General features: G+C 61.8%; 17 protein-coding genes. 13 read left to right on the top strand and 4 right to left on the bottom strand.

Going from position 1 to position 22,628, the window contains the following annotated elements; all coding sequences use genetic code 11:
• Positions 1 to 23 precede the first annotated feature (23 nt).
• The 7 genes from cas3 (at position 24) to RTCK_RS16960 (ending at position 12,686) form a co-directional block, all read left to right on the top strand.
• A complete protein-coding gene (cas3, locus tag RTCK_RS16990; RefSeq protein WP_142593651.1) occupies positions 24 to 2,273 on the top strand; it encodes a CRISPR-associated helicase Cas3' in 2,250 nt (749 codons plus the stop codon).
• Positions 2,274 to 2,623: 350 nt separating this feature from the next.
• Complete coding sequence (gene cas5c, locus RTCK_RS21260) at positions 2,624 to 3,616, top strand: type I-C CRISPR-associated protein Cas5c (protein ID WP_456239061.1); 993 nt, start codon at positions 2,624 to 2,626, stop codon at positions 3,614 to 3,616.
• 126 nt (positions 3,617 to 3,742) lie between these two features.
• Positions 3,743 to 4,693, top strand: coding sequence for a cellulose biosynthesis protein BcsN (gene bcsN / locus RTCK_RS16980; RefSeq protein WP_235988738.1), 951 nt, complete (start codon positions 3,743 to 3,745; stop codon positions 4,691 to 4,693).
• 70 nt (positions 4,694 to 4,763) lie between these two features.
• Positions 4,764 to 6,944 carry a UDP-forming cellulose synthase catalytic subunit gene (gene bcsA / locus RTCK_RS16975; protein ID WP_142593650.1) on the top strand — a complete coding sequence of 727 codons (2,181 nt, stop codon included), beginning with the start codon at positions 4,764 to 4,766 and terminating at the stop codon, positions 6,942 to 6,944.
• On the top strand, positions 6,941 to 9,400 hold the full coding sequence (locus RTCK_RS16970; RefSeq protein WP_142593649.1) for a cellulose biosynthesis cyclic di-GMP-binding regulatory protein BcsB: 2,460 nt from the start codon (positions 6,941 to 6,943) through the stop codon (positions 9,398 to 9,400). Before bcsA ends, RTCK_RS16970 begins: the two co-directional genes overlap by 4 nt.
• Complete coding sequence (locus tag RTCK_RS16965; RefSeq protein WP_235988737.1) at positions 9,397 to 10,446, top strand: glycosyl hydrolase family 8; 1,050 nt, start codon at positions 9,397 to 9,399, stop codon at positions 10,444 to 10,446. The genes RTCK_RS16970 and RTCK_RS16965 overlap by 4 nt, the downstream gene beginning before the upstream one ends.
• Before the next feature lie 11 nt (positions 10,447 to 10,457).
• Positions 10,458 to 12,686 carry a cellulose synthase gene (locus RTCK_RS16960; protein ID WP_408004559.1) on the top strand — a complete coding sequence of 743 codons (2,229 nt, stop codon included), beginning with the start codon at positions 10,458 to 10,460 and terminating at the stop codon, positions 12,684 to 12,686.
• A 130-nt stretch (positions 12,687 to 12,816) separates the two neighbouring features.
• Here RTCK_RS16960 and RTCK_RS16955 read toward each other — a convergent pair whose 3' ends face one another.
• From RTCK_RS16955 to RTCK_RS16940, 4 genes are read right to left on the bottom strand one after another with little or no spacing between them, the layout of a single operon-like run.
• Positions 12,817 to 13,962 carry a Gfo/Idh/MocA family protein gene (locus RTCK_RS16955; protein WP_142593647.1) on the bottom strand — a complete coding sequence of 382 codons (1,146 nt, stop codon included), beginning with the start codon at positions 13,960 to 13,962 and terminating at the stop codon, positions 12,817 to 12,819.
• A gap of 57 nt (positions 13,963 to 14,019) precedes the next feature.
• The gene (locus RTCK_RS16950; protein ID WP_142593646.1) at positions 14,020 to 15,207 is read right to left on the bottom strand and encodes an NAD(P)/FAD-dependent oxidoreductase; all 1,188 of its coding nucleotides are present in this window, start codon (positions 15,205 to 15,207) and stop codon (positions 14,020 to 14,022) included.
• Positions 15,208 to 15,210: 3 nt separating this feature from the next.
• Positions 15,211 to 15,525, bottom strand: a complete 315-nt coding sequence (locus RTCK_RS16945; RefSeq protein WP_142593645.1) for a MocE family 2Fe-2S type ferredoxin — start codon at positions 15,523 to 15,525, stop codon at positions 15,211 to 15,213.
• A 31-nt stretch (positions 15,526 to 15,556) separates the two neighbouring features.
• On the bottom strand, positions 15,557 to 16,651 hold the full coding sequence (locus tag RTCK_RS16940; protein ID WP_408004563.1) for a fatty acid desaturase family protein: 1,095 nt from the start codon (positions 16,649 to 16,651) through the stop codon (positions 15,557 to 15,559).
• A gap of 144 nt (positions 16,652 to 16,795) precedes the next feature.
• Here RTCK_RS16940 and RTCK_RS16935 point away from each other — a divergent pair, with 144 nt between their 5' ends.
• The 6 genes from RTCK_RS16935 to RTCK_RS16910 all read left to right on the top strand — a co-directional run bounded on the left by RTCK_RS16935 (position 16,796) and on the right by RTCK_RS16910 (position 22,626).
• Entirely contained in the window at positions 16,796 to 17,827 is a 1,032-nt protein-coding gene (locus RTCK_RS16935) for a LacI family DNA-binding transcriptional regulator (protein WP_142593644.1), read from the top strand.
• A 121-nt stretch (positions 17,828 to 17,948) separates the two neighbouring features.
• Entirely contained in the window at positions 17,949 to 18,782 is an 834-nt protein-coding gene (locus tag RTCK_RS16930; protein ID WP_142593643.1) for a TIM barrel protein, read from the top strand.
• A 173-nt stretch (positions 18,783 to 18,955) separates the two neighbouring features.
• Positions 18,956 to 19,900 (top strand): sugar ABC transporter substrate-binding protein, encoded by a 945-nt coding sequence (locus RTCK_RS16925; RefSeq protein WP_142593642.1) that lies wholly within the window; start codon positions 18,956 to 18,958, stop codon positions 19,898 to 19,900.
• Between the two features lie 92 nt (positions 19,901 to 19,992).
• Positions 19,993 to 21,069 (top strand): ABC transporter permease, encoded by a 1,077-nt coding sequence (locus RTCK_RS16920; RefSeq protein ID WP_142593641.1) that lies wholly within the window; start codon positions 19,993 to 19,995, stop codon positions 21,067 to 21,069.
• A gap of 11 nt (positions 21,070 to 21,080) precedes the next feature.
• Positions 21,081 to 21,860, top strand: coding sequence for an ATP-binding cassette domain-containing protein (locus RTCK_RS16915; protein ID WP_142593640.1), 780 nt, complete (start codon positions 21,081 to 21,083; stop codon positions 21,858 to 21,860).
• Entirely contained in the window at positions 21,847 to 22,626 is a 780-nt protein-coding gene (locus tag RTCK_RS16910) for an SDR family oxidoreductase (RefSeq protein ID WP_235988736.1), read from the top strand. The genes RTCK_RS16915 and RTCK_RS16910 overlap by 14 nt, the downstream gene beginning before the upstream one ends.
• Positions 22,627 to 22,628: the final 2 nt, after the last annotated feature.

The following is a 22,628-nucleotide window of genomic DNA, read 5'->3' as shown; positions in this document are numbered from 1 at the left end:
TTTGGCAGCGAAGGGAAAGCCGGATGCTCTACTTCGCCCATACCGGGAACGCTCTCGACAAAAGCGACTGGCAGCTCCTCCCGGATCACCTGCGCACCGTCGCTGAACTTGCCGCCCAAATGGCGGCACCGCTGGGCCTGGAGAAGGCTGCCTTTCTGGCCGGCCTGTTCCACGACCTCGGAAAGTATGCCCCGGCCTTTCAGCGACGGCTGGAAGGCGCGGAGATCAGGGTGGACCATTCGACGGCGGGGGCACGCCTGCTGCTCGGAGAACTCGTGTCGGGGCGGGACAAGGGCATCGCCGACCTGATCGCCTATTGCATCGCCGGGCATCATGCCGGCCTGCCGGACCGTCACTCGTCATTGCCATCCTGCCTGAACCTTCGCCTGAAGAAGGATACCGAGCCGCTCGACGAAGCGTGGAGAATGGACCTGCGGGTCGAGACGACGGATCTTGTCCCCTCCTTCGTCTCCGGGATCAGCACCGACCGCGAAACCGCAGCCTTCCAGTATTCCATGATGACGCGGGCCATCTTCTCCTGCCTCGTCGATGCAGACTACAAGGATACAGAAGCCTTTTATGCCCGGCTCGACGAGCGGCAGCCGGACCGTAGGTGGCCGACGCTTCAGGATCTTCTGCCTCGGCTCCTCACTGCCTTCGACACGCATATGGCAGGCAAGGCAAACAGCGATACCGAACTGAACCGCCTGCGCGGCCGCATCCTTTCGCACGTCCGCGGAAAGGCCACCGACAGGCCCGGACTCTTTACCCTGACCGTGCCCACCGGCGGAGGCAAGACACTGGCTTCGCTCGGTTTCGCGCTGGACCATGCGAAAGCGCACGGGCACACGCGGATCATCTATGCCATTCCGTTCACCTCCATCATCGACCAGACGGCGGCGATCTTCCGCGACATTCTCGGCAACGAGAACGTGCTTGAACACCATTGGGCGATCGAGGACGACAAACTGGATCGCGAGGAGGACTGGAAGAGCCGCGACAAGCTGCGGCTTGCCATGGAGGACTGGGCTGCGCCGGTCGTGGTAACGACGAACGTGCAGTTCTTCGAAAGCCTCTTCGCGGCGAGGACGTCGCGCGCCCGCAAGGTGCACAACATCTTCAACAGCGTGATCATTCTCGACGAGGCACAGATCATACCAAGACACCTGCTGCTGCCCTGTCTGCGGGCGCTGGACGAACTGGCGCTCAACTACCGCTGCACGATCATCCTCTGCACGGCCACGCAGCCGGCTCTCGACCAGCGCCGGCTGCCCGGTGGTCTGCCGCTCGAAGGCCGGGAACTGGCACCCGATCCGCAGCGCCTGTCGGATACGCTGCGACGGACGAGGATCATCCAGACAGGGCCGATGAGCAATGATGACCTCGTGGCCGCCTTGCGGGAGGAGGAACAGACGCTGGTGATCGTCAACAGCCGCAAGCATACGCTCGAACTCTACCATCAGGCCCGATCAGCCGGGCTTGCCGGCCTCGTGCACCTGACGACCCGGCAGTATGCCGCCGATCGCCAAAGGATTCTGGGTGACGTGCGCGAACGCCTCAATGCGGGCAAACCCTGCCGGGTGATCGCCACCAGCCTGATCGAGGCGGGCGTCGATGTCGACTTTCCGAAAGCTTGGCGCGCCGAGGCCGGGCTGGACCAGATCATCCAGGCGGCAGGGCGGGTGAACCGCGAAGGCCGGCGGCCGGTCGACGACAGCGTCGTCACCGTCTTCTCGGCACCCGATTATCCGCCGCCATCCGAAATCAGGGGCCTGATCGGCGACATGGAGCGGATGCGCAGGAAGGGCCACGACCTGCAGTCTCTGGGGGCGATCGATGATTATTTCGGTGAGGTCTACTGGCGCGCCGGCAGGCAGGGCCTCGATCGGAAAGGGATACTCGCCGATTTCAAGTTTAGCGGCGAGGGAACGGACTTCTCCTTTCGCACCGTTGCCGAAAAGTTTCGAATGATCGAGAGCGAGATGGTGCCCGTAATTGTTCTTGGTGACGAGGTTGCACGGGAGGCTGTGGAAAAACTCCAGGTGGAGGGAATTGCGTCTGGCGGAATCGCGCGGAAATTGCAGACTTACGTCGTGCAGGTGCCGCCGAAAGCCCGTGATCTCCTGATCCGCAACGGTCACGTCGCCTTTGTCCGGCCAGACCTGCGGGGAGACCAGTTCGCCGTGCTTCAGACCGAGAGCCTCTACGACAGGGAAGTCGGGCTCCTGTGGGAGGATGCGCAGTATCTGGCCACGGAGAATTCGATCGTGTGATTTTTCTTCAGGACGCAGGGGGGGCGTCATGGGAGGAATGAAGGCAATTTCCCGCGTCACCTGGCCGAACGGCAAAATCTATACCGGAAGTGCTCTTACCGATTCAATCGCCTACCTCGGAAGCCCGGAGGCAGCACAGATCGAAGCTGACTTTCCCGCTCGGGAATCCCGAAATCTATCCGCGTTCAGCACAACATCCTGTAGGAATCGGCCAGCGCCACTGACGCGGAAGCCCGACACAGGGAGAACGAGCTGATCGTGCCCTGCGGGGCAAACAATCCTTCCGTGGGCTACAACCGAATGCCTCATGTTTAAGTGAAGAAAGCGCAACTTCCGGAAGAGAGGCTGCTTTGGGATACGGAATACGACTGAAAGTCTGGGGCGACTACGCCTGCTTCACCCGGCCGGAGCTCAAGGTCGAACGCGTCAGCTACGACGTGCTGACGCCTTCAGCAGCGCGCGGCATCATCGAGGCGATCCACTGGAAACCGGCGATCCGCTGGGTGATCGACGCCATCCATGTGCTCGAACCGATCCGCTTCCACTCGATCCGCCGCAACGAGGTGGGCGGCAAGGCTCCGGCCGGCAAGATCAGGAGCGCCATGAAGCGCGGTGACCTGCAGGACCTGCAACTGGTCGTGGACGAAGACCGCCAGCAGCGCGCCTCGACCGTGCTCGCCAAGCCTGCCTATGTGATCTGCGCGCATTTCGAGATGACCGCCAAGGCTGGGCCTGGCGACAACGAGGGCAAGCATCTCGACACCTTCAACCGCCGCGCCGCCCGTGGCCAGTGTTTCCATCAGCCCTGCCTCGGCACCCGAGAATTCGCGGCCGATTTCGAACTCCTGCCACCAGATGCGCCCATGCCTGAACCGAAGGAGGAGGCAAGGACGGCCGATCTACGTCGGCATGACGTGCCCCGGCTGTCGCCTCCCCCGCGGAGGCGTGGATCGAAACACCGTCTTCGACGGCCAGCACCGGGTCGCGGCTGCGTCGCCTCCCCCGCGAAGGCGTGGATCGAAACATATGCCCCGCTGGGCATCCCGCCTGACGCTCACCGTCGCCTCCCCCGCGGAGGCGTGGATCGAAACGGCTCCGTCGTGAGGAACGAAAACAGGTCGCAGGGTCGCCTCCCCCGCGGAGGGTGGATCGAAACCACGGCCCAACAGCGCGGGGTGCGCCGGCAATCTGTCGCCTTCCCACGGAGGCGTGGATCGAAACGAGCAAGTCGCGTTCGGAAGGTCGTCGATCTTGCGGTGCGCGCCCGGCCTTCCGGGAATGCGCCTCAGAAAGGCGCCGCACAGCGGCCGCGTATGACACGGATCGGCAATTCAACGTCCTGATATTAACCCTTGGTTAAGCACATCGGCGCCTAAAGTCGTATTCAAGCGGGTTCTTGTATTGATTTGCCGCGTCATTCCCCAAGGTTGACGAACAAGGATCGTATCGTGTCGGCAGCGAGAACCTTCATGTTGCACATTTGCATGGGACTGGTGGTTTCCTCTGCCGCCACCGGATGTAACTCCACCGGTACCGTCACGCGCCCTGTGGCTCCCTCGCTCGTGTCGGATGAACAAGCTCTCGCGCTCCCCCCTCCGGGCGGGCCGGCAATCGTCGGTGTGGTGGAGCGGCCGCGCCGCAATGGTGTGGAGCAGACAATCTCCCTGGCCACCACGGCGCGTGTTCCGGGGCAGAACTATCTAAGGATCGAGTTCTTCGGCCCAGCCGTTTCGCGCGGCCAATCGGCACCTTTCAGAGCCGTCCATGAGCGAGCCATCCTGAGGGAGGCGGCGCAAGCCATTCCAGGTGTACGGCTGACGCGCCGCAGCACCTTCCTGCAGAATAGTTACGGCCCCTTCGCCTATGCTGCCGGTCATAGCGGCCTCGGCGATACCTGCATCTATGCCTGGCAACAGATCCGTGCAGGGACGGCATCCGACGGCATCGGGCGCAACTTCGGCATGATCCAGGTCCACTGGCGGCTTTGCGATTTCCATGCGGGCGAACAGCAGCTCCTCAGCGCCGTCTACAACTACACGATCACCGGGACCTTCGACGGGAAGGCGTGGAACCCGTTCGGCGAACCGGGGCGCGCCGATTCCCGTATCGGCGAGACCGGCCACCCGATCTATCCGATGGCCGGCGCCCCCGCAGGAAGCCTCTCAATAGGCTATGCCGGAGGCGTGGAGCTTACGCCGACCGCAAGCGTTATGCATCGGTCCGCACCTGTGGCCGTACAGCGTCCACTGGCTAAGGCAGAGGCAAAGGTCCGTGAGCCCGGGCCACGCGTGCCGCTTCCGGGCAACGTAACGACAAGAGCGGGCGCGGAGAACTCCGCGAGCGCACCAGAACAACCGACCGCGCAGGCACCCCGCGTAAGAGTGCCTTCGCCCAGGAGTATTTCAGCGCCCCGGCCATGATGGCGGGTGCCAACGTAAGGCGTATCGCCAGCCGGACCTTCGGCTGGTCCTTTGCTGCCGAAGGATGTCAATGCACAAAGCCCGTAGCGTATTCTTGTGGGCAATGGGCGCGATCTGCGGGATCGTGCTGATCACGCTTCCCGTCAGCCCCCAGGCTCAGATGATCGCGGGTCTCGGCGTGGTGGCGCTTATGGGCATCATCAAACTGCTCAATGCGCATGGAGTGTGGAGGCTCATCTCTCTTGCGCTCGGCACGACGATCGTGCTCCGCTACGTCTACTGGCGCACGACGGAAACGCTGCCACCGATCGAGCAGATCGAGGACTTCGTACCTGGCATACTTCTCTATCTCGCCGAGATGTACAACGTCCTCATGCTGGGCCTCAGCCTCTTTATCGTTGCAATGCCGCTCCCCCCGCGCCCATCTCGCGCCGATCCGAGCGACTATCTGCCGGACGTCGACGTCTTCATTCCGACCTACAACGAAGACGCCAGGCTGCTGGCCAACACACTGGCCGCCGCCAAGGCCATGGACTACCCGCCGGAGAGGCTCCATGTATGGCTGCTGGATGACGGGGGTACGCTGCAGAAGCGCAAGTCTGCCGATGTCGCGGCGGCCGAGGCAGCGATCGCCCGCCATCAGGAACTGCAGGAGCTTTGCGCAGCCCTTGGGGCGAACTACCTTACGCGCGAACGAAATGAACACGCCAAGGCCGGTAACCTCAATAACGGGCTTTCCCACTCCAGCGGAGAACTGGTCGCCGTCTTCGATGCCGACCATGCCCCTGCCCGCGATTTCCTCCGCGAGACAGTCGGCTACTTCCAGAAGGATCCGAAGCTCTTTCTGGTTCAGACGCCGCATTTCTTCATCAACCCGGATCCGGTGGAGCGAAATCTCAAGACATTCGACGTCATGCCGAGCGAGAACGAGATGTTCTACGGCATCATCCAGCGTGGCCTCGACAAGTGGAATGCAGCATTCTTCTGTGGCTCCGCGGCCGTCCTGAGCCGGGAGGCGCTCGAGAAGACGAACGGCTTCTCGGGACTGAGCATCACCGAGGATTGCGAAACGGCGCTTGCACTCCATAGTGCGGGCTGGAACAGCGTTTATGTCGACAAGCCGTTGATCGCGGGCCTTCAGCCTGCAACCTTCGCGAGCTTCATCGGCCAGCGCAGCCGCTGGGCGCAGGGGATGATGCAGATATTGCGTTTCCGGTTTCCGCTGTTCAAACGCGGCCTGACGCTCCCTCAGCGTCTCTGCTACATGTCGTCTACGCTCTTCTGGCTGTTTCCCTTTACACGCGCGACCTTCCTGTTTGCGCCGCTCTTCTACCTGTTCTTCGACCTGCAGATATTCATCGCATCGGGTGGCGACTTCCTCGCCTACACCCTGTCCTACCTGATCGTGAACCTGATGATGCAGAACTACCTCTACGGGTACTTCCGCTGGCCATGGATTTCCGAACTCTATGAGTACGTCCAGACAGTTCATCTTCTGCCCGCAGTCGTATCGGTCATGCTCAACCCTCGCAAGCCAACCTTCAAGGTCACCGCAAAAGACGAGTCGATCACAGTGGCCCGCTTGTCTGAGATCAGCAGCCCCTTCTTCGTGATCTTCACTGTTCTTCTGATCGCGACTGTGTTTGCTGCGTATCGCATCTACACCGAGCCCTATAAGGCCGACATTACGCTTGTCGTCGCCGGCTGGAATGTCTTGAACCTGGTTTTGGCAGGTTGCGCGCTCGGCGTCGTTTCGGAACGAAGCGAGCGAGCATCCTCTCGCCGTGTAAAGGTACAACGGCGCTGCGAAGTTAACATCGAAGACCAGTGGTACACTGCCTCTATCGAAGACGTCTCGGTGGGCGGCGCCAGGGTCCACGTCCTGGCCAAGCACATCAGGGCTCTAACGAAGGGCAGGAAGGCACTCCTTCGTTTTCAGCCACACGGCAAGACTAACCTGGAAACGCTTCCCGTCATCATCCGAGGCATCGACCCCGTTGGGGACATGACAGTGATCGGCTGCGAATACGATCCTGCGGACGCATCGGACCACCGCTGGATCGCGGACCTGATCTTCGCGAATTCGCAACAGTGGTCGCAATTCCAGCAGTCGCGCCGGACCAACCCAGGCATCATCAAGGGCACCGTGCTATTCCTGAGCGTAGCGCTCTACCAGACGAGCCGTGGCCTGCTCTACCTGTTGCGCGGACGGCGGACCGGCGCCGCGGCCGACATGGGAAGATCACCATGACCCAGCTCGTCATTTCCTGCCTTCTGGCGATCTTCCTGCTCGGACAGTTTGAAATCGAGAGAGCTGAAGCGCAGCCGGCGCCGTTCGATATGTCGCCCGAAAGGCCGCGCCAGGAGGCTCCCGCTCCCCAACTGCCGCGCCCTCGCGTCGTGCCCTCCGAGAGGCCACAGCCGGCGCCATCTCCTGACAATCCTGCCGCTGATGCGGGGGCGGAGGAGCCAGCAGTCACGGCGCAGCCAGAGCCTCACGTGACGACGCCTGGTTCCAACAAACCCGAGAAGCGCGCTGCAGCAGCCGAAGCGTCGGGGCCGGCGCGGCGCTTCGTCATCCCGGCAGCGAGCCTTACGCTCACGGGCGAATATGCCCGCAGTTCCTGGGCGGTTTATCTGACGGCCGAGCAGGCGCAGGCAGGCCGCTCATTCACATTGAGCTATCAGAATGCCATCGTTGTCGCCCCCGAAGCTTCCAGCCTGTCGCTTTTCGTCAACAACCGCAGAATCGGCGATGAGAAGATCAGCGCGACAAACGGCGTCAAGGCCGTCACATGGATGATCCCGCCCAGCCTGCTTCGCCCGGGAAGCAATGACTTCGATCTTGTGGTCAACCAGAGGCATCGCACCGACTGCGACATACGTTCTACATACGATCTATGGACGGAAGTGGACGGCGCCGGCACCTATATTGAATTCGGACCGGAACTGAAGACCACCACATCGGCGATCGAAGCCGTACAAGCGTTCGGCGCCGATGCCGAAGGACGCACGCGGTTTCAGATGATCGTGCCATCGGTGGGCGCCTTGGAACAGGTTGCCCCGCTGCTGCGGCTGTCGCAGGCATTGGCGGTCATGAGCGGCATGCCGAACCCGCAGTTCTCGTTCCAGCGGCAGATCGAGAACGGGGCGCCTTCCACAGCACAAATGACCGTCGCGATAGGAACGGCGGCAGATCTGGGAAAGATCCTGCCGAAGCTGCCACCGGGTGCCGAGGCGGGACCGGTGACGAGCGTCATGTCATCCACCGATGGTGCCGGTCCCATGATCGTCGTCACCGGTCCGACATGGTCCGATGTCAGCAGGGCCATCGACACTTTCATTGCGCCGGTGCTTCGACCGGTCACCGTACGCCGGGAGTCTCTGACCACCGACCGATGGCACCGCCCGAACGCGCGCTTTGTCTTCGGGGGAGAAATGCTTTCTCTGGCCGAGCTCGGCGTCCCGTCAATCGAGTTCTCAGGCCGACGCTTCCGATCCAGCTTCACTATAGCGCTGCCGTCGGATTTCTATGCAGGTGCCTATGGCGAGGCGGTGCTTTATCTCGATGCTGCCTATAGCGCGGCTGTCGCCGGGGGCACTCACATAGACATCTACGTGAATGGCGACATCGCTTCGACGGTTCCTATCACAGAGGAAGGTGGGGGAGTTTTCCGGCAGGCCCCCATTCGCATCACAATGCGGCATCTGCGCCCCGGATCGAACCGTATCGAGATCGAAGCCGTGTTGATTTCTGACGCCGACGCCATCTGTGCGCCCGCCAGCAATGCGTCGTCAGAGCCACGTTTCGCGCTGTTCGACAGCTCGTCGTTCCATATGCCGCGATATGCCCGCCTTGGCCAGACGCCGAATCTTGCAGGGCTATCGGGAACCGGATTTCCTTATAGCCGGCAGGAGCAGCCGACGGCACTTTTCATGGATCGGATTCGGGAGGAGACACTTACGGCCGCAGCGAACATCTTGGGCAAGATGGCGCAGGTCGCCGGAGCGCCGATCGTTATCGAGCCGGTATCCGCTGCCAATGCTATTGGCGCGCGCAATGCCATCTTCATCGCCCCCGCGGCGCACATCCCACCGAATGTGCTCACGCAACTGAACCTCGATCAGAACCTCGCCTCCACCTGGAGGCAAACGGACAGCACGGACTTGTCCCGCGACGACAACGCAGCCACGCTGGACGACTGGCGTGAGCGAGTCGAGGGGGGGCCCGTTATCCGGCGGATCGAAGCTATCAGGGCGTGGCTGCGTGAGAAGCTGGATTTTACCGAGGGAGCTCTTAGGTTCCTCCCCGGACGAGAAGCTCCCTTCAGCCCGGAGGCCCAGGATGAGCTTCTGCTGGCGCAAGGTCCGGCCTTGAACGGAACAGGAATTTGGACGGTGCTTACGGCGCCGGAATCCAGCGAACTTGCTGCCGCAACTGGCGAACTCGTGCGTCAGGATCTATGGCAGCAGGTCGAGGGCCGCGCCTTCACTTACTCGCGGACCAGCAACGAAGTCCGTGCCATCGAGGCAAGGAACCTTTCCTTTCTCGCACCTGTTGACACGTCACTCTCCAACTATCGCCTCGTCGCTGCAAACTGGCTCTCAAGCAACTTGCTTTCGTATGCCACGGCGATCGTCATACTGTCCTGCTTGCTGGGCTTGACGACAGCCGGCCTGTTACGTTGGCTGGGGAGACAAGAATGACGGTATCGAAGCTGATGGCGATCGTGGCAGTTTTGAGCATGCTTGTTTCCGCTTCGCCGGCTGCATCTCAACAAGGGTCCCTACGCTCTGCGCTTTGGGAAACCTACAAGGAACGCTTCCTCGACCGCAGTGGCCGGATCGTCGACAATGGAAACGGCGGCATCAGCCACAGCGAGGGACAGGGCTACGGGCTTTTGCTGGCATTTCTGGCGGATCGTCCTGCCGATTTCGAACAGATCTGGACATTCACGAACACGGAACTGATGATCCGCTCCGATGGCCTCGCAGCCTGGAAATGGGATCCTAAAGCCGAGCCTCGAGTGACGGACCTCAACAATGCGTCTGACGGCGATCTGCTGATTTCCTATGCGCTTGCGATGGCCGGCTCTGCCTGGGACCGAGAAGACTATCTGCGCAGTGCCGCAGCGATCGCTCGTGCGATTCTTGACAACCTCGTTGTGGAGCGGGGCGGACGGGTGTTGCTTCTGCCGGCCGCCAAAGGGTTCGATGCGGGGGAGCGCCCGGACGGTCCGGTCATCAATCCCTCCTATTGGGTATACGAGGCATTTCCGATCATGGAGATCCTGGCCCCTTCGGACCGCTGGACACAACTGCAAGAGGACGGGCTGGCTCTCCTTCAAATGATGGAGTTCGGGCCCCGCGAGTTGCCGGCGGAATGGGTAAGTCTCGCCCGTCAACCCAAGCCGGCCGAGGGGTTCCCGGCCGAGTACGGCTACAATGCCCTTCGCATCCCGCTCTACCTCGTGCGCGCACCCTCCGACATAGGTAAACTGGCGCAGCAACTGCAGAAGAATGCGACGCTGGACAATGGCAATGGAGCAATCTTCGATCTTACCACCGGCGACCCGAAGGAGCCTCTTGGAAACTCGGGTTATCGTTTCATTAACCATATTCTGGCCTGTGTGGAGGACGGTACGAGCGTGCCGGTAGCCGAACGGGATCTGACGTCGGAGCTTTACTACCCGGCGACGCTGCATCTGCTCGGCCTGGCCTATGTCGTGGAGAAACATCCGTCGTGTCTCTAAAGCTGCCCGTGATGATGGTCACAGCTACGCTCGTCGCGGGCCTCTACGTCACGCAGTCTGACCAACCCTTTTCAAGCCGTTTGCATTCCTCTGCCGTTGGACAGGAAGGCGGAGCGCTTCGGACTGCGCAAATTGCATCCGAGGAAGGCGAGGACATCAGGCATCTAGAGGACGCTGCCAGAAACATCCGGGCTCTGCAGGAAGGTTCTGGCAAGACCGAACGCTTGGCACAGCCATCCCGGATCGTGCCCTTCCAACTCTCCCAGGTCGATTATCCAGACATGCCGCCTGAAGGGACCGGAAACGAAACCGGTGCGGAGCAGCAGCCACCCCAGGTGGATGAATCAGCCCTTCGTTATTTCGCTGCGCAGGGGGATCAGGAGCGGCTGGCCGCCGAGATTGCCCGCCTGCGACAGCTTTATCCGGACTGGACGCCTCCCGAGGATCCTCTTGCCGTGCCGCAGAACGCCGACCGCCAGCTTGAGTCGATGTGGCAGCTCTATGCGGAAGGTCGTTATCCGGAGGTCAGAAAGGCGATCGTCGAGCGACAGGCGGCCGAACCCGCTTGGCAGCCGCCCGCCGATCTCCTCGACCGCCTGGGAATAGCCGAAGCGCGGAGCCGTCTGGTAAACGCTTCCAACCTCAAGCAGTACCAGACGGTCATAGAGGTCGGGGCGTCAAACCCGGCTCTCCTAAACTGTACAGAGGTAGACGTGCTCTGGCGGGTAGCCGAAGCCTTCGCCAACACGGAGCGTCCTCAGCGGGCGGTCGATGCGTATAGCTATATCCTGGCCAACTGCACCGATCCGGGTGAGCGGGCGGCGACGGTGCAGAAGGCCGCCGGCACTCTTCCATACGGTCAGGTGCAGCCACTGCTGGCGCTCGAGAAGTCGACCGCGGATGGTGGACGGGAGTTCGACGCCATCCGGGACGATCTCGCGCGCCGCTTTGTTTCGGAAGCAAACGAAGAGCCGGCGCTGGAGATTGCACCGGAGTATGTGGAACGGTTGAGGGATCTTGCAGCCGGCCGAGGTACGGCAGCGGATGCAGTTCTGCTGGGCTGGTACCACCTGCGCCGCGACAATGCCGGCGAGGCGGAAACCTGGTTTCGCCGTGCCAAGGAACGTGAAGACAGTGCGGAAGCTTCACAGGGGTTGGCGCTCGTGCTGCTGGAGGGCGGCAAACCGGCAGAGGCGGAGGCGGTGCTTCATCGCTGGAGGGAGAGTTCCGAGGACACGATGGCTACCTATCTCGCCGCGACTGCAAATCTCCTTGCGGCCGACCCACCGCCCACCATCGAGGATGAGGTGCTCACGCGCATGGCGCAAGCGGTCATCGCCCGGCGCTACGCCCCATCGGCACAACAGTTCGGGTGGTATGCTCGGGCATTCGATCAGCCGGAGACTGCGGCGCAATGGTTTGAGACGGCGCTTCAGTGGGCGCCGGAGGACGAACCCTCGGCCTACGGTCTTGCCTTGACCCGTCAGCAGCTCAACGACCGTGCGGGCTTTGCCGAGATCCAGCAGGCATGGGCGGAACGGTCGGCCCGCATCGCGGATCTGGCAGCCACGCCTTCCAGCTCTGCGAGGGTTGGCGATGGTGCTGCCCCAGCCCCGGCACAGGTTGCGAATGCCCCTGCTGCCGTACGCGCGGCCCGAAACGGTGTGCCAGAAAGCCGGAATGTCGTCGCGCAGTCCAAGACGATGACAGCGAGATCGGCCCGGACCTCATCCTGCACAAGCCGTGTCGACATCTCTCGCCTCTCCCCGGGAGCTGCCTTGGCCAGGGGATGGTGCCTGATGGAGCTCAACCGTCCCTTGGAGGCAGCCGATAGCTTCGGGGTTGCGATCCTTAGCAACAACCGCACCGTCAGCGAGGATGCCGCTTACGGCCAGAGCCTTGCCTACCTGCGTCTCGGACTGACCGACCGCGCGGCGGTCGCCGCGACAAGGGCTCCGATGGCCGCCGCGCGGGCCCGCGAACCGCAGGCCTCCATCCTTGCCGACCGCGCCATCCAGGCTTTCCAATCCGAGCGCTTCCGAGAAGCGCTGCTCTATCTCGATCAGCGAATGCAGGTGCAGCAGGAACCCGTGGATCTGATGGTGCTGCGCGGCTACAGCTACATGAACCTCAACAGGCCCTATGATGCGCTGCGTATCTTCGAGGCCGCAGCCGCCACCGGTAGCCGCGACGCAAGCCGCGGACTGGCGGACGCGAAGGAGGCCGTCGGCCTGAACTGATGCGCGCTTCGGCACCACGTGCGGACTGCCGGCGAGAGCAGACACTCAGGTTTCGGTAGCCGGCGCCGGAGATCCCGGAAAACCGTCATCGTTCGAATGGCCACTCCACACTCCTGGGTCACCCGGATGTCTACTTTGGATTGCCACCAGACACTTGGCCGATTGAAATCAACTCCTTGCGGGCTGCAGAGCGATCGATCGCGTGAATGACCTTCTCGAACTCCAGAGCCCCTTCGAAGTCCGGATAGGCGCGGTCACCGCCGGCGATTGACTTCAGGAAGTTCCAGACCTCGATCGTCTTCAGGTCGTTGAAGCCGAGTTGATGCCCAGGAGCCGGACAGAAGTTGCCATAGGGCGGATGCGCAGGCCCGGTCAGGATCGTGCGGAAACCGTCCGCCGCCTTGTTTCCGGTGTTCTGGTAGATCTGCAGCTCGTTCATCCGCTCCTGCTCGAAGCAGATCATTCCGGCTGTGCCATGAACCTCCCAGCCGATGCGACTCTTCCTGCCCCAGGCAGAGCGCGACGTGGAGAGCAGACCGGTGGTGCCGCTCTCGAAGCGGATCAAGGCGCTTGCTATATCCTCGTTCTCCACCGGCCTGCGTTCGTCCGACCCTTCGACGGGCCTCGTCTTATGGACCGTGTCCACATCCGCGACAACGGTCGCGACCGGGCCCATCAGACCCTGCATCAGCGACACGAGATGGCATCCGAGGTCCCCCAGAGCGCCGAGCCCGGCCTCTGCACGGATCGCACGCCAGGTCCAGGCTGTCTCCGGATCCGCCTGATAATCCTCGTCCACGAAGCCCCGGAAGTGAACCGGCTTGCCGATCGCACCCTCACGAACCAGTTTGCGGGCGTGCTGGTAGATCGGATTGGCGAGATAGTTGTAGCCGACGATGGTCTTGCAGCCGGAAACCTTCGCCGCGGCTTCCATTCGTGACGCCTCCTCCAGCGTCAGGGCCATCGGCTTTTCGCAGTGAACATGCTTGCCTGCCTCAAGAGCGGCCACGGCCATCTCGGCGTGCATCTTGTTTGGAGTGGTGACGCAGACGATATGGACGGCAGGGTCGGCCACAACCTCCCGCCAGTCTCCCGTCGCCCGCGCAAAGCCGAACTGCCTCGCCATGGCGTCGGCCTTGTCTGCGGGCTGATCGCACAAGAGCTCCAGCCGCACCTCCGGAACATCACCGAAAACGGCATTGACTGAGCGATAGGCGAGAGCGTGAGCCTTGCCCATGAAACCGGTCCCGATCAGACCGATACCGATCGATGTCATCTGCAATTCCCTCCACCCACCCTCACGGTCGGTCTGTTGTGGCGCATGTCTTTCCCGCTAAGCTGCTTTGAGCAGGCTTTTGAGGTTGAAGGTCGGATCCGCCAATTGATCGGCGGGAGGACGAGCCTCACGCAAGATCAGCATCTCGGCCAGCCGGATGTCCTTCGCCACGCGGTTGCCCCGTCCAACCCCAGCGGCACAGATGAGCCGTCCCTCGTCATCGTGCTGGAAGGCCACCGCCGCATCGTCGCTCAGATGACGGATGGTCGTCTTGGCCTCCGCCGCAGCCCATCCCGCCACCTGCAGGCCGAGATCGTACTGATCCGACCAGAACCACGGAACCGTCGTCCACTCGCCTACCGCTCCAAGCATCGCAGCCGCGGCATGAGCCCCCTGCTCCTGCGCGACGCGCCAGCTTTCAAGCCGCAGCCAGTCCCCCCGATACGGCATGGAGCAGCAGTCGCCGGCGGCGAAGACGTCGGGAGCCGATGTGCGGAAACGGCTGTCGACCATGATACCATTGCCCACGGCTAGACCTGCCTTTTCAGCCAGTTCGGTGTTCGGCGTGGCGCCTGTTCCAGCGACGACGATGTCGGCCGCCACGGTCGACCCGTCGGCTATCTCGACTCCTCCAGCCACCAATGCGGCCACCTGCATGCCAAGTCGCAGATCGACACCCTCGGCGCGATGCCGCGCTTCGACGATTGCAGCGATCTCAGCCGGCACCCCTCGGGCCATCAGCCGCGACGCCGCCTCGATGACCGTGACCTGAACATCCATCGCGCGCGCGGCGGCGGCAAGCTCCAACCCGATGAAGCCGCCGCCGATGATCGCGAGCCTTGCACCGGCGCGCAGCCGCTCGAAGATGCGGCAGGCATCGTCGAAGGTACGGAGAGTGGCAGCGCCTTCCATACCGGGAAACAGCCTTGCCCTCGCTCCTGTCGCCAGCAGAAGCTTGTCGTAGATCCGGCTCGATCCGTCGCGGCCGAGAAGTCTGTGACCGGCGAGATCGAGCGCCTCTATCCGCGTTCTCAGACAAAGCTCTATCCCGGCCTGCTGGTAGTCAGCCTTTGGCCGGATCGGCTTGTGCGCCGGGAGACATTGCTTGGAGAGCGGCGGTCGCTCGTAGGGAAGATGCATTTCCTCCGATAGAAGGGCGACGGACCCCTTATACCCGTGTTCACGAAGGGCAAAGGCTGCCCGCACCCCGCATTCGCCCGCGCCGACAATGACGATACCGGACATGGCTCAGCCCACATCGATGAAGACGGCGCCGCCTTCCACCTTGACCGGATAGGTCTTGAGGTTCACGCAAACGGGCGCGCCCAATGCCTGCCCGGTCTTGTAGTTGAAGCGGCCGTTGTGCTTGGGACATTCGATCACGTCGTCCATCACCAGCCCGTCTTCCAGGTGCACCTGTTCATGGGTGCAGAGACCATCGGTGGCGAAATACTCATCCTCCGGCGACCGGTAGATGGCGTAGGTCCGCCCGCCGTGGTCGAAGCGGATCAGGTCCTCTTCCTCGACCTCGTCTGCGCCGCAGGCCTCGATCCAGTTGCTCATCGTCTCCTCCTCCTGAAGTCTTTCCTTTTGTCTAATGCCCGGCCAGCGGGAGCGCATCGAGATCGTGGAATTCGAAGCGATAGGGCTTTGCCGTCGGCGGCAGTTCCCGCTTCAGGAAATATTCCTCGTTCCTGAGTTGCCGCTTCACCGCCGGCCACATCTCCTTGTAGGCGGCCCAGATCGATGGGTTCGGCGCCGGCAGATCATCCTTGATCAAGTCGTGAAGACGCGGCAGCGCGTGATAGGGAACCATGGGAAACATGTGGTGCTCCACATGGTAGTTCATGTTCCAGTAGATGAATCGGGAAATGGGGTTCATATAGACCGTGCGGCTGTTCAGCCGGTGATCCGTAACGTTGTCGGCAAGCCCGCCGTGCTGCAAGAGCCCGGTCATGACATGGTGCCATGCCCCATAAAGGCGAGGCAGGCCCACCAGCATCAATGGCAGGATCGACTGTGTCACGATTGCCAGCGCAATCGTGCCGGCGTAGATCGCAAACCAGATGCGCGCGATCATGACCACCTTCTGCTGCTCCGTTTCCGGAACGAACTCCCTCTCCTCCGGATCCAGCACGCCAAAGGCATTGATCACCATCGTCTTCATTCCGTGCCAGGCATCGAGGACTCCGAAGAAATTGAGGAAGATCCGGAACAATTCGATCGGCTTCATGAAGACGATCTCCGGATCCCGACCCACGATGATCGTGTCGGTATGATGGCGGGTGTGGCTCCACCGCCAGGTGACGGGGTTGCGCATGATCATGAAGGAGGCGATCTGGTAAACTGCATCATTCATCCAGCGCGTCTTGAACGCTGTTCCATGGCCGCACTCGTGCCAGCGGGAATCGGAGGCGGATCCATACAGCACGCCATAAGCGAGAAAGAACGGCGCCGACCACCAAGTCGGCCATAGCCAGATGGCAGCCGCCACCAGGAGGACCATTGACCCGAGCCAGATCACCGTGTCCCGGATGGCCGCAGCATCGGTTCGCTTCATCAAATCCTTCATTGCCTTCCGTGGAACGTCGGTATGATACCACTCCGCTGACGCCAGCCCGATCTCGACCGCGCGACGGGCGCTGTGGCCAAGCATGCTGTAATCGCGTTTGACGCCAGGCTGCATCATGTTCATCGCGCATCCTCCTCGCCGAGCCTTGGTAACAACAGGCGTAATGCGAACTGACGACAGCGGGCAACCGCGATGATGGACTTCCTATCAATCCTGATGCATCATCTTTTGACAAATGATAAAAACTATCGGAGCAGCAAGATGGCGTACCGCCCCACCATCCTGGATGTTGCAAATGCAGCCGGTGTTTCCGTTGCCACGGTTGATCGAGTCCTGAACGGCCGCCTGAAGGTGCGGGAAGAGACTGCACGGAAGGTCTATGATGCCGCACGGGCCATAGGCTACCACGGCTCCGAATTGATCCGGCACCGCATGCAGGCCGACCTGCCTCCAATGACCTTCGGCTTCCTGTTTCAGAAGCGCCGGCAGCCATTTTACCAGGCCTTCGCCGAGGAAGTCCGAAAGGCGGTCGAAGCCTGTTCCAAAGTTCGAGGCACCGCGCTCGTGGACTTCACCGACGAACCCTCTACGGAGGCGGTGCTGGACAAGCTCTCCGACCTCTCCCGGCGCGTCGATGCCCTTGCCTTCGTAAGCCCTGATCATCATTCCATCACCACGCGCGTCAAGGAAATGCGTGCGGAGGGGAAGCCGGTCTTCTCGCTTTTGTCTGACTTCGCGCAGGGTGTGCGCAATCACTATATCGGGCTCAACAATATCAAGGTGGGCCGCACGGCTGCCTGGTTTATTTCGAGAACCGCTCGACGGCCGGGCAAGGTGGCACTCTTCGTCGGCAGCTTCCGCTGGCATGGGCACGAACTGCGGGAAACCGGTTTCAGGAGCTATCTGAGGGAGTTCGCGCCAGAGTTCGAGGTTCTCGACACCTACGTCAATCTCGACACGAGAGCGGTCACCGAAGAGGCCGCCAGCGGACTGCTCCGCCGTCAACCCGATCTGGTCGGCCTTTACGTCGCCGGCGGCGGCATGGAGGGGGCCATCAAGGCGCTGCGGGAGAGCACGACGAAGCCCCTGCCCTCCGTCGTCGTCAACGAGCTTACGGCGGACTCGGCGGCAGCCTTGCAGGACCACCTGATCGTCGCCGCCATCTCAACGCCGCTATCCCTGCTCAGCCGCCGCCTCGTCGATATGATGGCGCAGGCGAAGCTGGAGGGGCAGGAGGAAACCCCCGGACAGCTCTTCCTTCCTTTCGACCTGCATGTGCCCGAGAGCCTGTAGCTGCAAGATTTCCATCATGTCATGCGGCCGATCTTTCAGCTTTGCAATGATCGGCCGCGGCGCGGATTGACGCTCCGGACGGGCCAGGTTCTATGCTCTCGCCTACACAGGGAGAGGGACAATGAGAACATCCATTCCATTCGCGCTGAACCATGTCACCGCACCCCGCCTCACCTGTCGGCAGTTCATTGATCTGGCGGCTGAGTTGAATTGTGTTGGGGTGGAGCTTCGCAACGATCTGGCCGACAAGAGACTGAGCCACCGTCCCTTCTTCGACGGCGAGGATCCGGCGGAAATCGGCGCCTATGCTCGCGGGAAAGACATCCGCCTTCTGGGCCTGTCGGAGGTCTACGGCTTCAACGATTGGAGCCCTGAAATGGCGAAAAGGGTTCGCACCCTCATCGCCCAGGCGGTAAGAAGCGGGGCCGAAAGCATCAGCCTCATCCCCCGGAACGACGGGCCAGCCCACAGCCCGGCCGAACGTGCAGGTCATCTAAGGACTGCGCTTGCTGCCATCCTGCCGATGGTAGCCGAAGCGGGCATCATCGGCCTGATCGAGCCTCTGGGATCTTCGACTTCCTCATTGAGATACAAACGCGAAGCCGTCGAGGCAATCGAAGCCGTGGGCGGTGAACGCTGCTTCCGCCTCGTCCACGACACCTTCCATCATCACCTTGCCGGAGATGCCGATTACTTCCCGGAATATACCGGCATCGTCCATGTTTCCGGAGTTGCCGATCCGGAGCCGACGGTAGACGACATGCGGGATGACCACCGTATGCTTGTCGATGAGCGAGACCGGCTCGGTAGTGCCGTCCAGATCGAGGAATTGATCAGGCTTGGCTACAACGGGGCCTTCTCGATCGAGGCGTTCTCGCCACAGGTGCATGCCGTCACGGACCCTGCAGGCCGTCTCGGTCAGTCCTTCGACCACATCCGTTCAGCAATCCCCTAACCCGCCACGCCTGGCGGAGATGGGTTGACTCCGCGCGAAAATGGAATAACCATTTCATTGGCACGCGACCAAGAACTAAAATTTCCACGGGGAGGTGGAAGATTGGGCGCGGTCATTAGAAACAAAAATCCGGCGAACAAGGGTGAACCGGCACCCGCAGTGGAGGAGAAATCATGAAAAGGCTCGTTCTGGGCGCCATCACGGCCGCTCTCATGTCGACTGCTGCCCATGCCGAGAATATCGGGGTGTCGATGGCGCTGTTCGACGATAATTTCCTGACCGTGCTGCGCAACGGCATGAGCGACTACGCAAAGACCCTGGACGGCGTAAACCTGCAGATCGAAGACGCGCAGAATGACGTCGCCAAGCAACTGGACCAGATCAACAACTTCGTCGCGTCCGGCGTCGATGCCATCATCGTCAATCCGGTCGACACATCCGCCACTGAAGCCATGACCAGGGCGGCCGAGGCTGCCGGCGTCCCGCTTGTCTACGTGAACCGTGAGCCGATCAACGTCGACACGCTTCCGGACAACCAAGCCTTCGTCGCCTCCAACGAGCAGGAGTCGGGGACGCTCGAGACAAAGGAGGTTTGCCGCTTGCTCAGCGAGAAGGGAAAGAACCCCGCCCGCATCTACATCATGATGGGCGAGCTCTCCAATCAGGCTGCCGTGATGCGGACCCAGGACATCAAGGACGTGATGAAGTCGGGCGAGTGCCAGGTTGAACTGCAGATCATCGACGAGCAGACCGCCAACTGGTCCCGTGACGAGGCACAGGACCTGATGACCAACTGGCTCTCCACGGGCGAAAGCTTCGACGCCCTGATCTCCAACAATGACGAGATGGCCTTGGGCGCAATCCAGGCGATGAAGGCCGCGAACCTCTCTATGGAAGACGTAGTCGTGGGCGGGGTCGATGCCACCCAGGACGCACTGGCAGCGATGGAAGCCGGCGACCTCGATGTCACAGTGTTTCAGGATGCCGCCGGCCAGGGCAAGGGGGCAGTCGATGCAGCCCTGAAGCTGGCGAAGGGCGAAAGCGTCGATCAGAAGGTCTACATCCCGTTCCAGTTGGTCACGCCGGCCAACATTGCGGACTACAAGTCCAAGAACTGATCTCCGCAGAGAACGCGAGGGCAGTCTCTCGGCGCCCTCGCCAGAACGACCGGCGGCAAAGGCTGTTGCTGCCGCACACCGGAGTTTAAGCGATGGCGACCTCTAACCTGCACGGCGTCGGCGGCCTTGCCTTCGATAGTTCGAAGCGCCGTTGGCCAAACGAGATGAACGTACTGATCGCGCTCATCCTCATCATCGGCATCTTTGAACTGCTTGGCCACCTGATGATGGGTCAGAGCTTCCTGTTCGACACCTCGGGGCGAAGCAGTTCGATCTTCAACGAACAGCGTCTGCGCATCATCATCCTTCAGGTTGCGATCGTCGGCATCATTGCCATCGGCGTGACGCAGGTTATCATCTCCGGCGGCATTGATCTGTCCTCGGGTTCGGTGGTCGGTGCAGCCGCCATGATCGCCATGAGCTTTGCGCAGGTGGCGGAAGTCAATGGCAACCCCAACCCGACACTCGCTCTCGGGCCATGGGCCGCCGACCTTCCCGTCCTCGTTCCGATCGCCGTTGCACTCCTGTTCGGCCTCCTGGCCGGGGTCATCAACGGAGCACTCATTGCCTATACGGGCATACCTCCCTTCATCGCGACGCTCGGGATGATGGTCACCGCGCGCGGGATCTCGAAATGGTGGACGGCCGGCCGGCCCATCTCCTTTCCAACCGAAGGCTACCGCGCCGTCGGCGAGGGGCTGATGCCGGTCATCATCTTTGTCGCTCTCGCCATCCTCTTTCATTTCATCCTGCGCCACACGGTGTACGGGAAGCACACCTACGCGATCGGATCGAACGAGGACGCGGCCCGCATGTCGGGGATCAAGGTCGCGCGCCACAAGGTACTCGTCTACATGATTGCGGGCGTGCTTGCCGGGGTGGCCGCAATCGTCCTTTCGTCAAAGAACCTCACGGCCCAGGCCGGAATGGGGATGATGTACGAACTCGACGCGATCGCCATGGCCGTGATCGGTGGCGTTTCGCTCTCCGGCGGGCGCGGTTCGATCGCCGGCACCGTCCTCGGCGCGCTCATCTTCGGCGTCATCATCTCGGGCTTCACGTTCCTGAGGCTGGATGCCTACTACCAGGAGATGGTGAAGGGCGGGATTATCGTCGCAGCCGTCGTACTGGACCAGTGGCGCCAACGCCGTGCTGCGTGGGGTCCATGAGGGAGGACGTCATGACCAATAGCAACATCATCCTCGAAACGGTCGACCTGACGAAGCACTACGGCGGCGTCCACGCCCTCGAAGGTGCCAACTTCACGATCCGAAAAGGCGAGCACGTCGCCATCATGGGCGACAACGGCGCCGGCAAATCGACCTTCGTCCGGCAGATCACCGGTGTCGAGAGGCCCACCCGCGGCCAGATCATCTTCAGCGGCGAACCGGTGACCTTCGACAACCCGATGCAGGCGCGTGAGGCGGGCATTGAGACCGTGTTCCAGTCGCTCGCCCTCGCGGACGAGCTGGACGTCCCCGACAACCTCTTCCTTGGCCGGGAGTTAGTCCGTTTCCGTCTCGGCCCCTTCTCGATCCTCGACTACAAGGCCATGCGGCAGCGTACCCTGGAAGCGCTGGAGAAGACGGCCGTGAAGATCCCCAATCTCAAGAACACCATCCGGAACATGTCCGGCGGTCAGCGGCAATGCGTGGCCATTGCCAGGACCGCGACGTTCCACTCCAAGCTCACCATCATGGACGAACCGACGGCGGCTCTCGGAGTTCAGGAAACCGCTCAGGTGGAGAACATCATCCGCACGCTGAAGCATCAGGGAGAACCGCTGATCCTTATCAGCCACAACATGCGGCAGGTCTTCGATCTCGTCGACCGCATCGTCGTTTTCCGGCGTGGTCGCATCGTCGCTGACCTGAACAAGGAAGACACCAACGGTCAGGATGTGGTTGCCTATATCACGGGCGCCAAGACCGGCACGGAATTCCGGGATGCGGCGGCGTAAGATCATGCATGGTTCGACGCGGGCGCTTATCATCGGAGGGACGCAAGGCTTGGGACTTGCCATCGCTCGCCGCTTGCAGGGCGAAGGCTGCACGAGCCTCGTTGTCTCCGGACGGGACGGGGCCAAGGGCGAAGCCGTTGCAGGGTCTCTCGGCGCGTGCTTCGTGGCCTGCGACCTTGAGGACACGTCATCCGTCGAAAGACTCGTGGATTCGGCGGCAGATCGACTGGGAGGATTGAATGCCCTGGTCGTAGCCGGCGCGCTGACGGATCGCGGCTCGATACTGGATACCGATCACACGACCTGGGATCGCATGATGGCAGCCAACGCCCGCTCCCCCTTCTTCGCGATCCAAAGGATGGCAAAGCTTGCCATCGCGGCTGGAGAACCCGCCTCGATCGTCAATATCCTCTCGATGGTCGTGCATTGCGGACAATCCTTCCTGGCTCCCTACGCAGCCTCCAAGGCGGCGCTTGCCAACATCACGAAGAATGCCGCCAACAGCCTCCGGACACAGCGGATACGTGTCAACGGCATCAACTGCGGCTGGATGGACACCCCCGGAGAGGATGCCGTTCAACGGAAGTTTCATGGCGCAGGTGACTCGTGGCTCGAGCAGGCAGAGGCGAAACAGCCGTTCGGCATGCTCGTAAAGCCTGAGCATGTGGCCGGACTGGCGTCATTCATGCTGTCGGGCGCTGCCGGTGTCATGACCGGTTCTATCGTCGATTTTGACCAGAACATCGCGGGTGCTTACCCGGAATAAGA

This window comes from Pseudorhizobium endolithicum (assembly GCF_902153245.2).
GTDB lineage: Bacteria > Pseudomonadota > Alphaproteobacteria > Rhizobiales > Rhizobiaceae > Neorhizobium > Neorhizobium endolithicum.
Note: the sequence above shows the minus strand (reverse complement) of the source record. Positions and strands in the feature narration are given on the sequence as shown.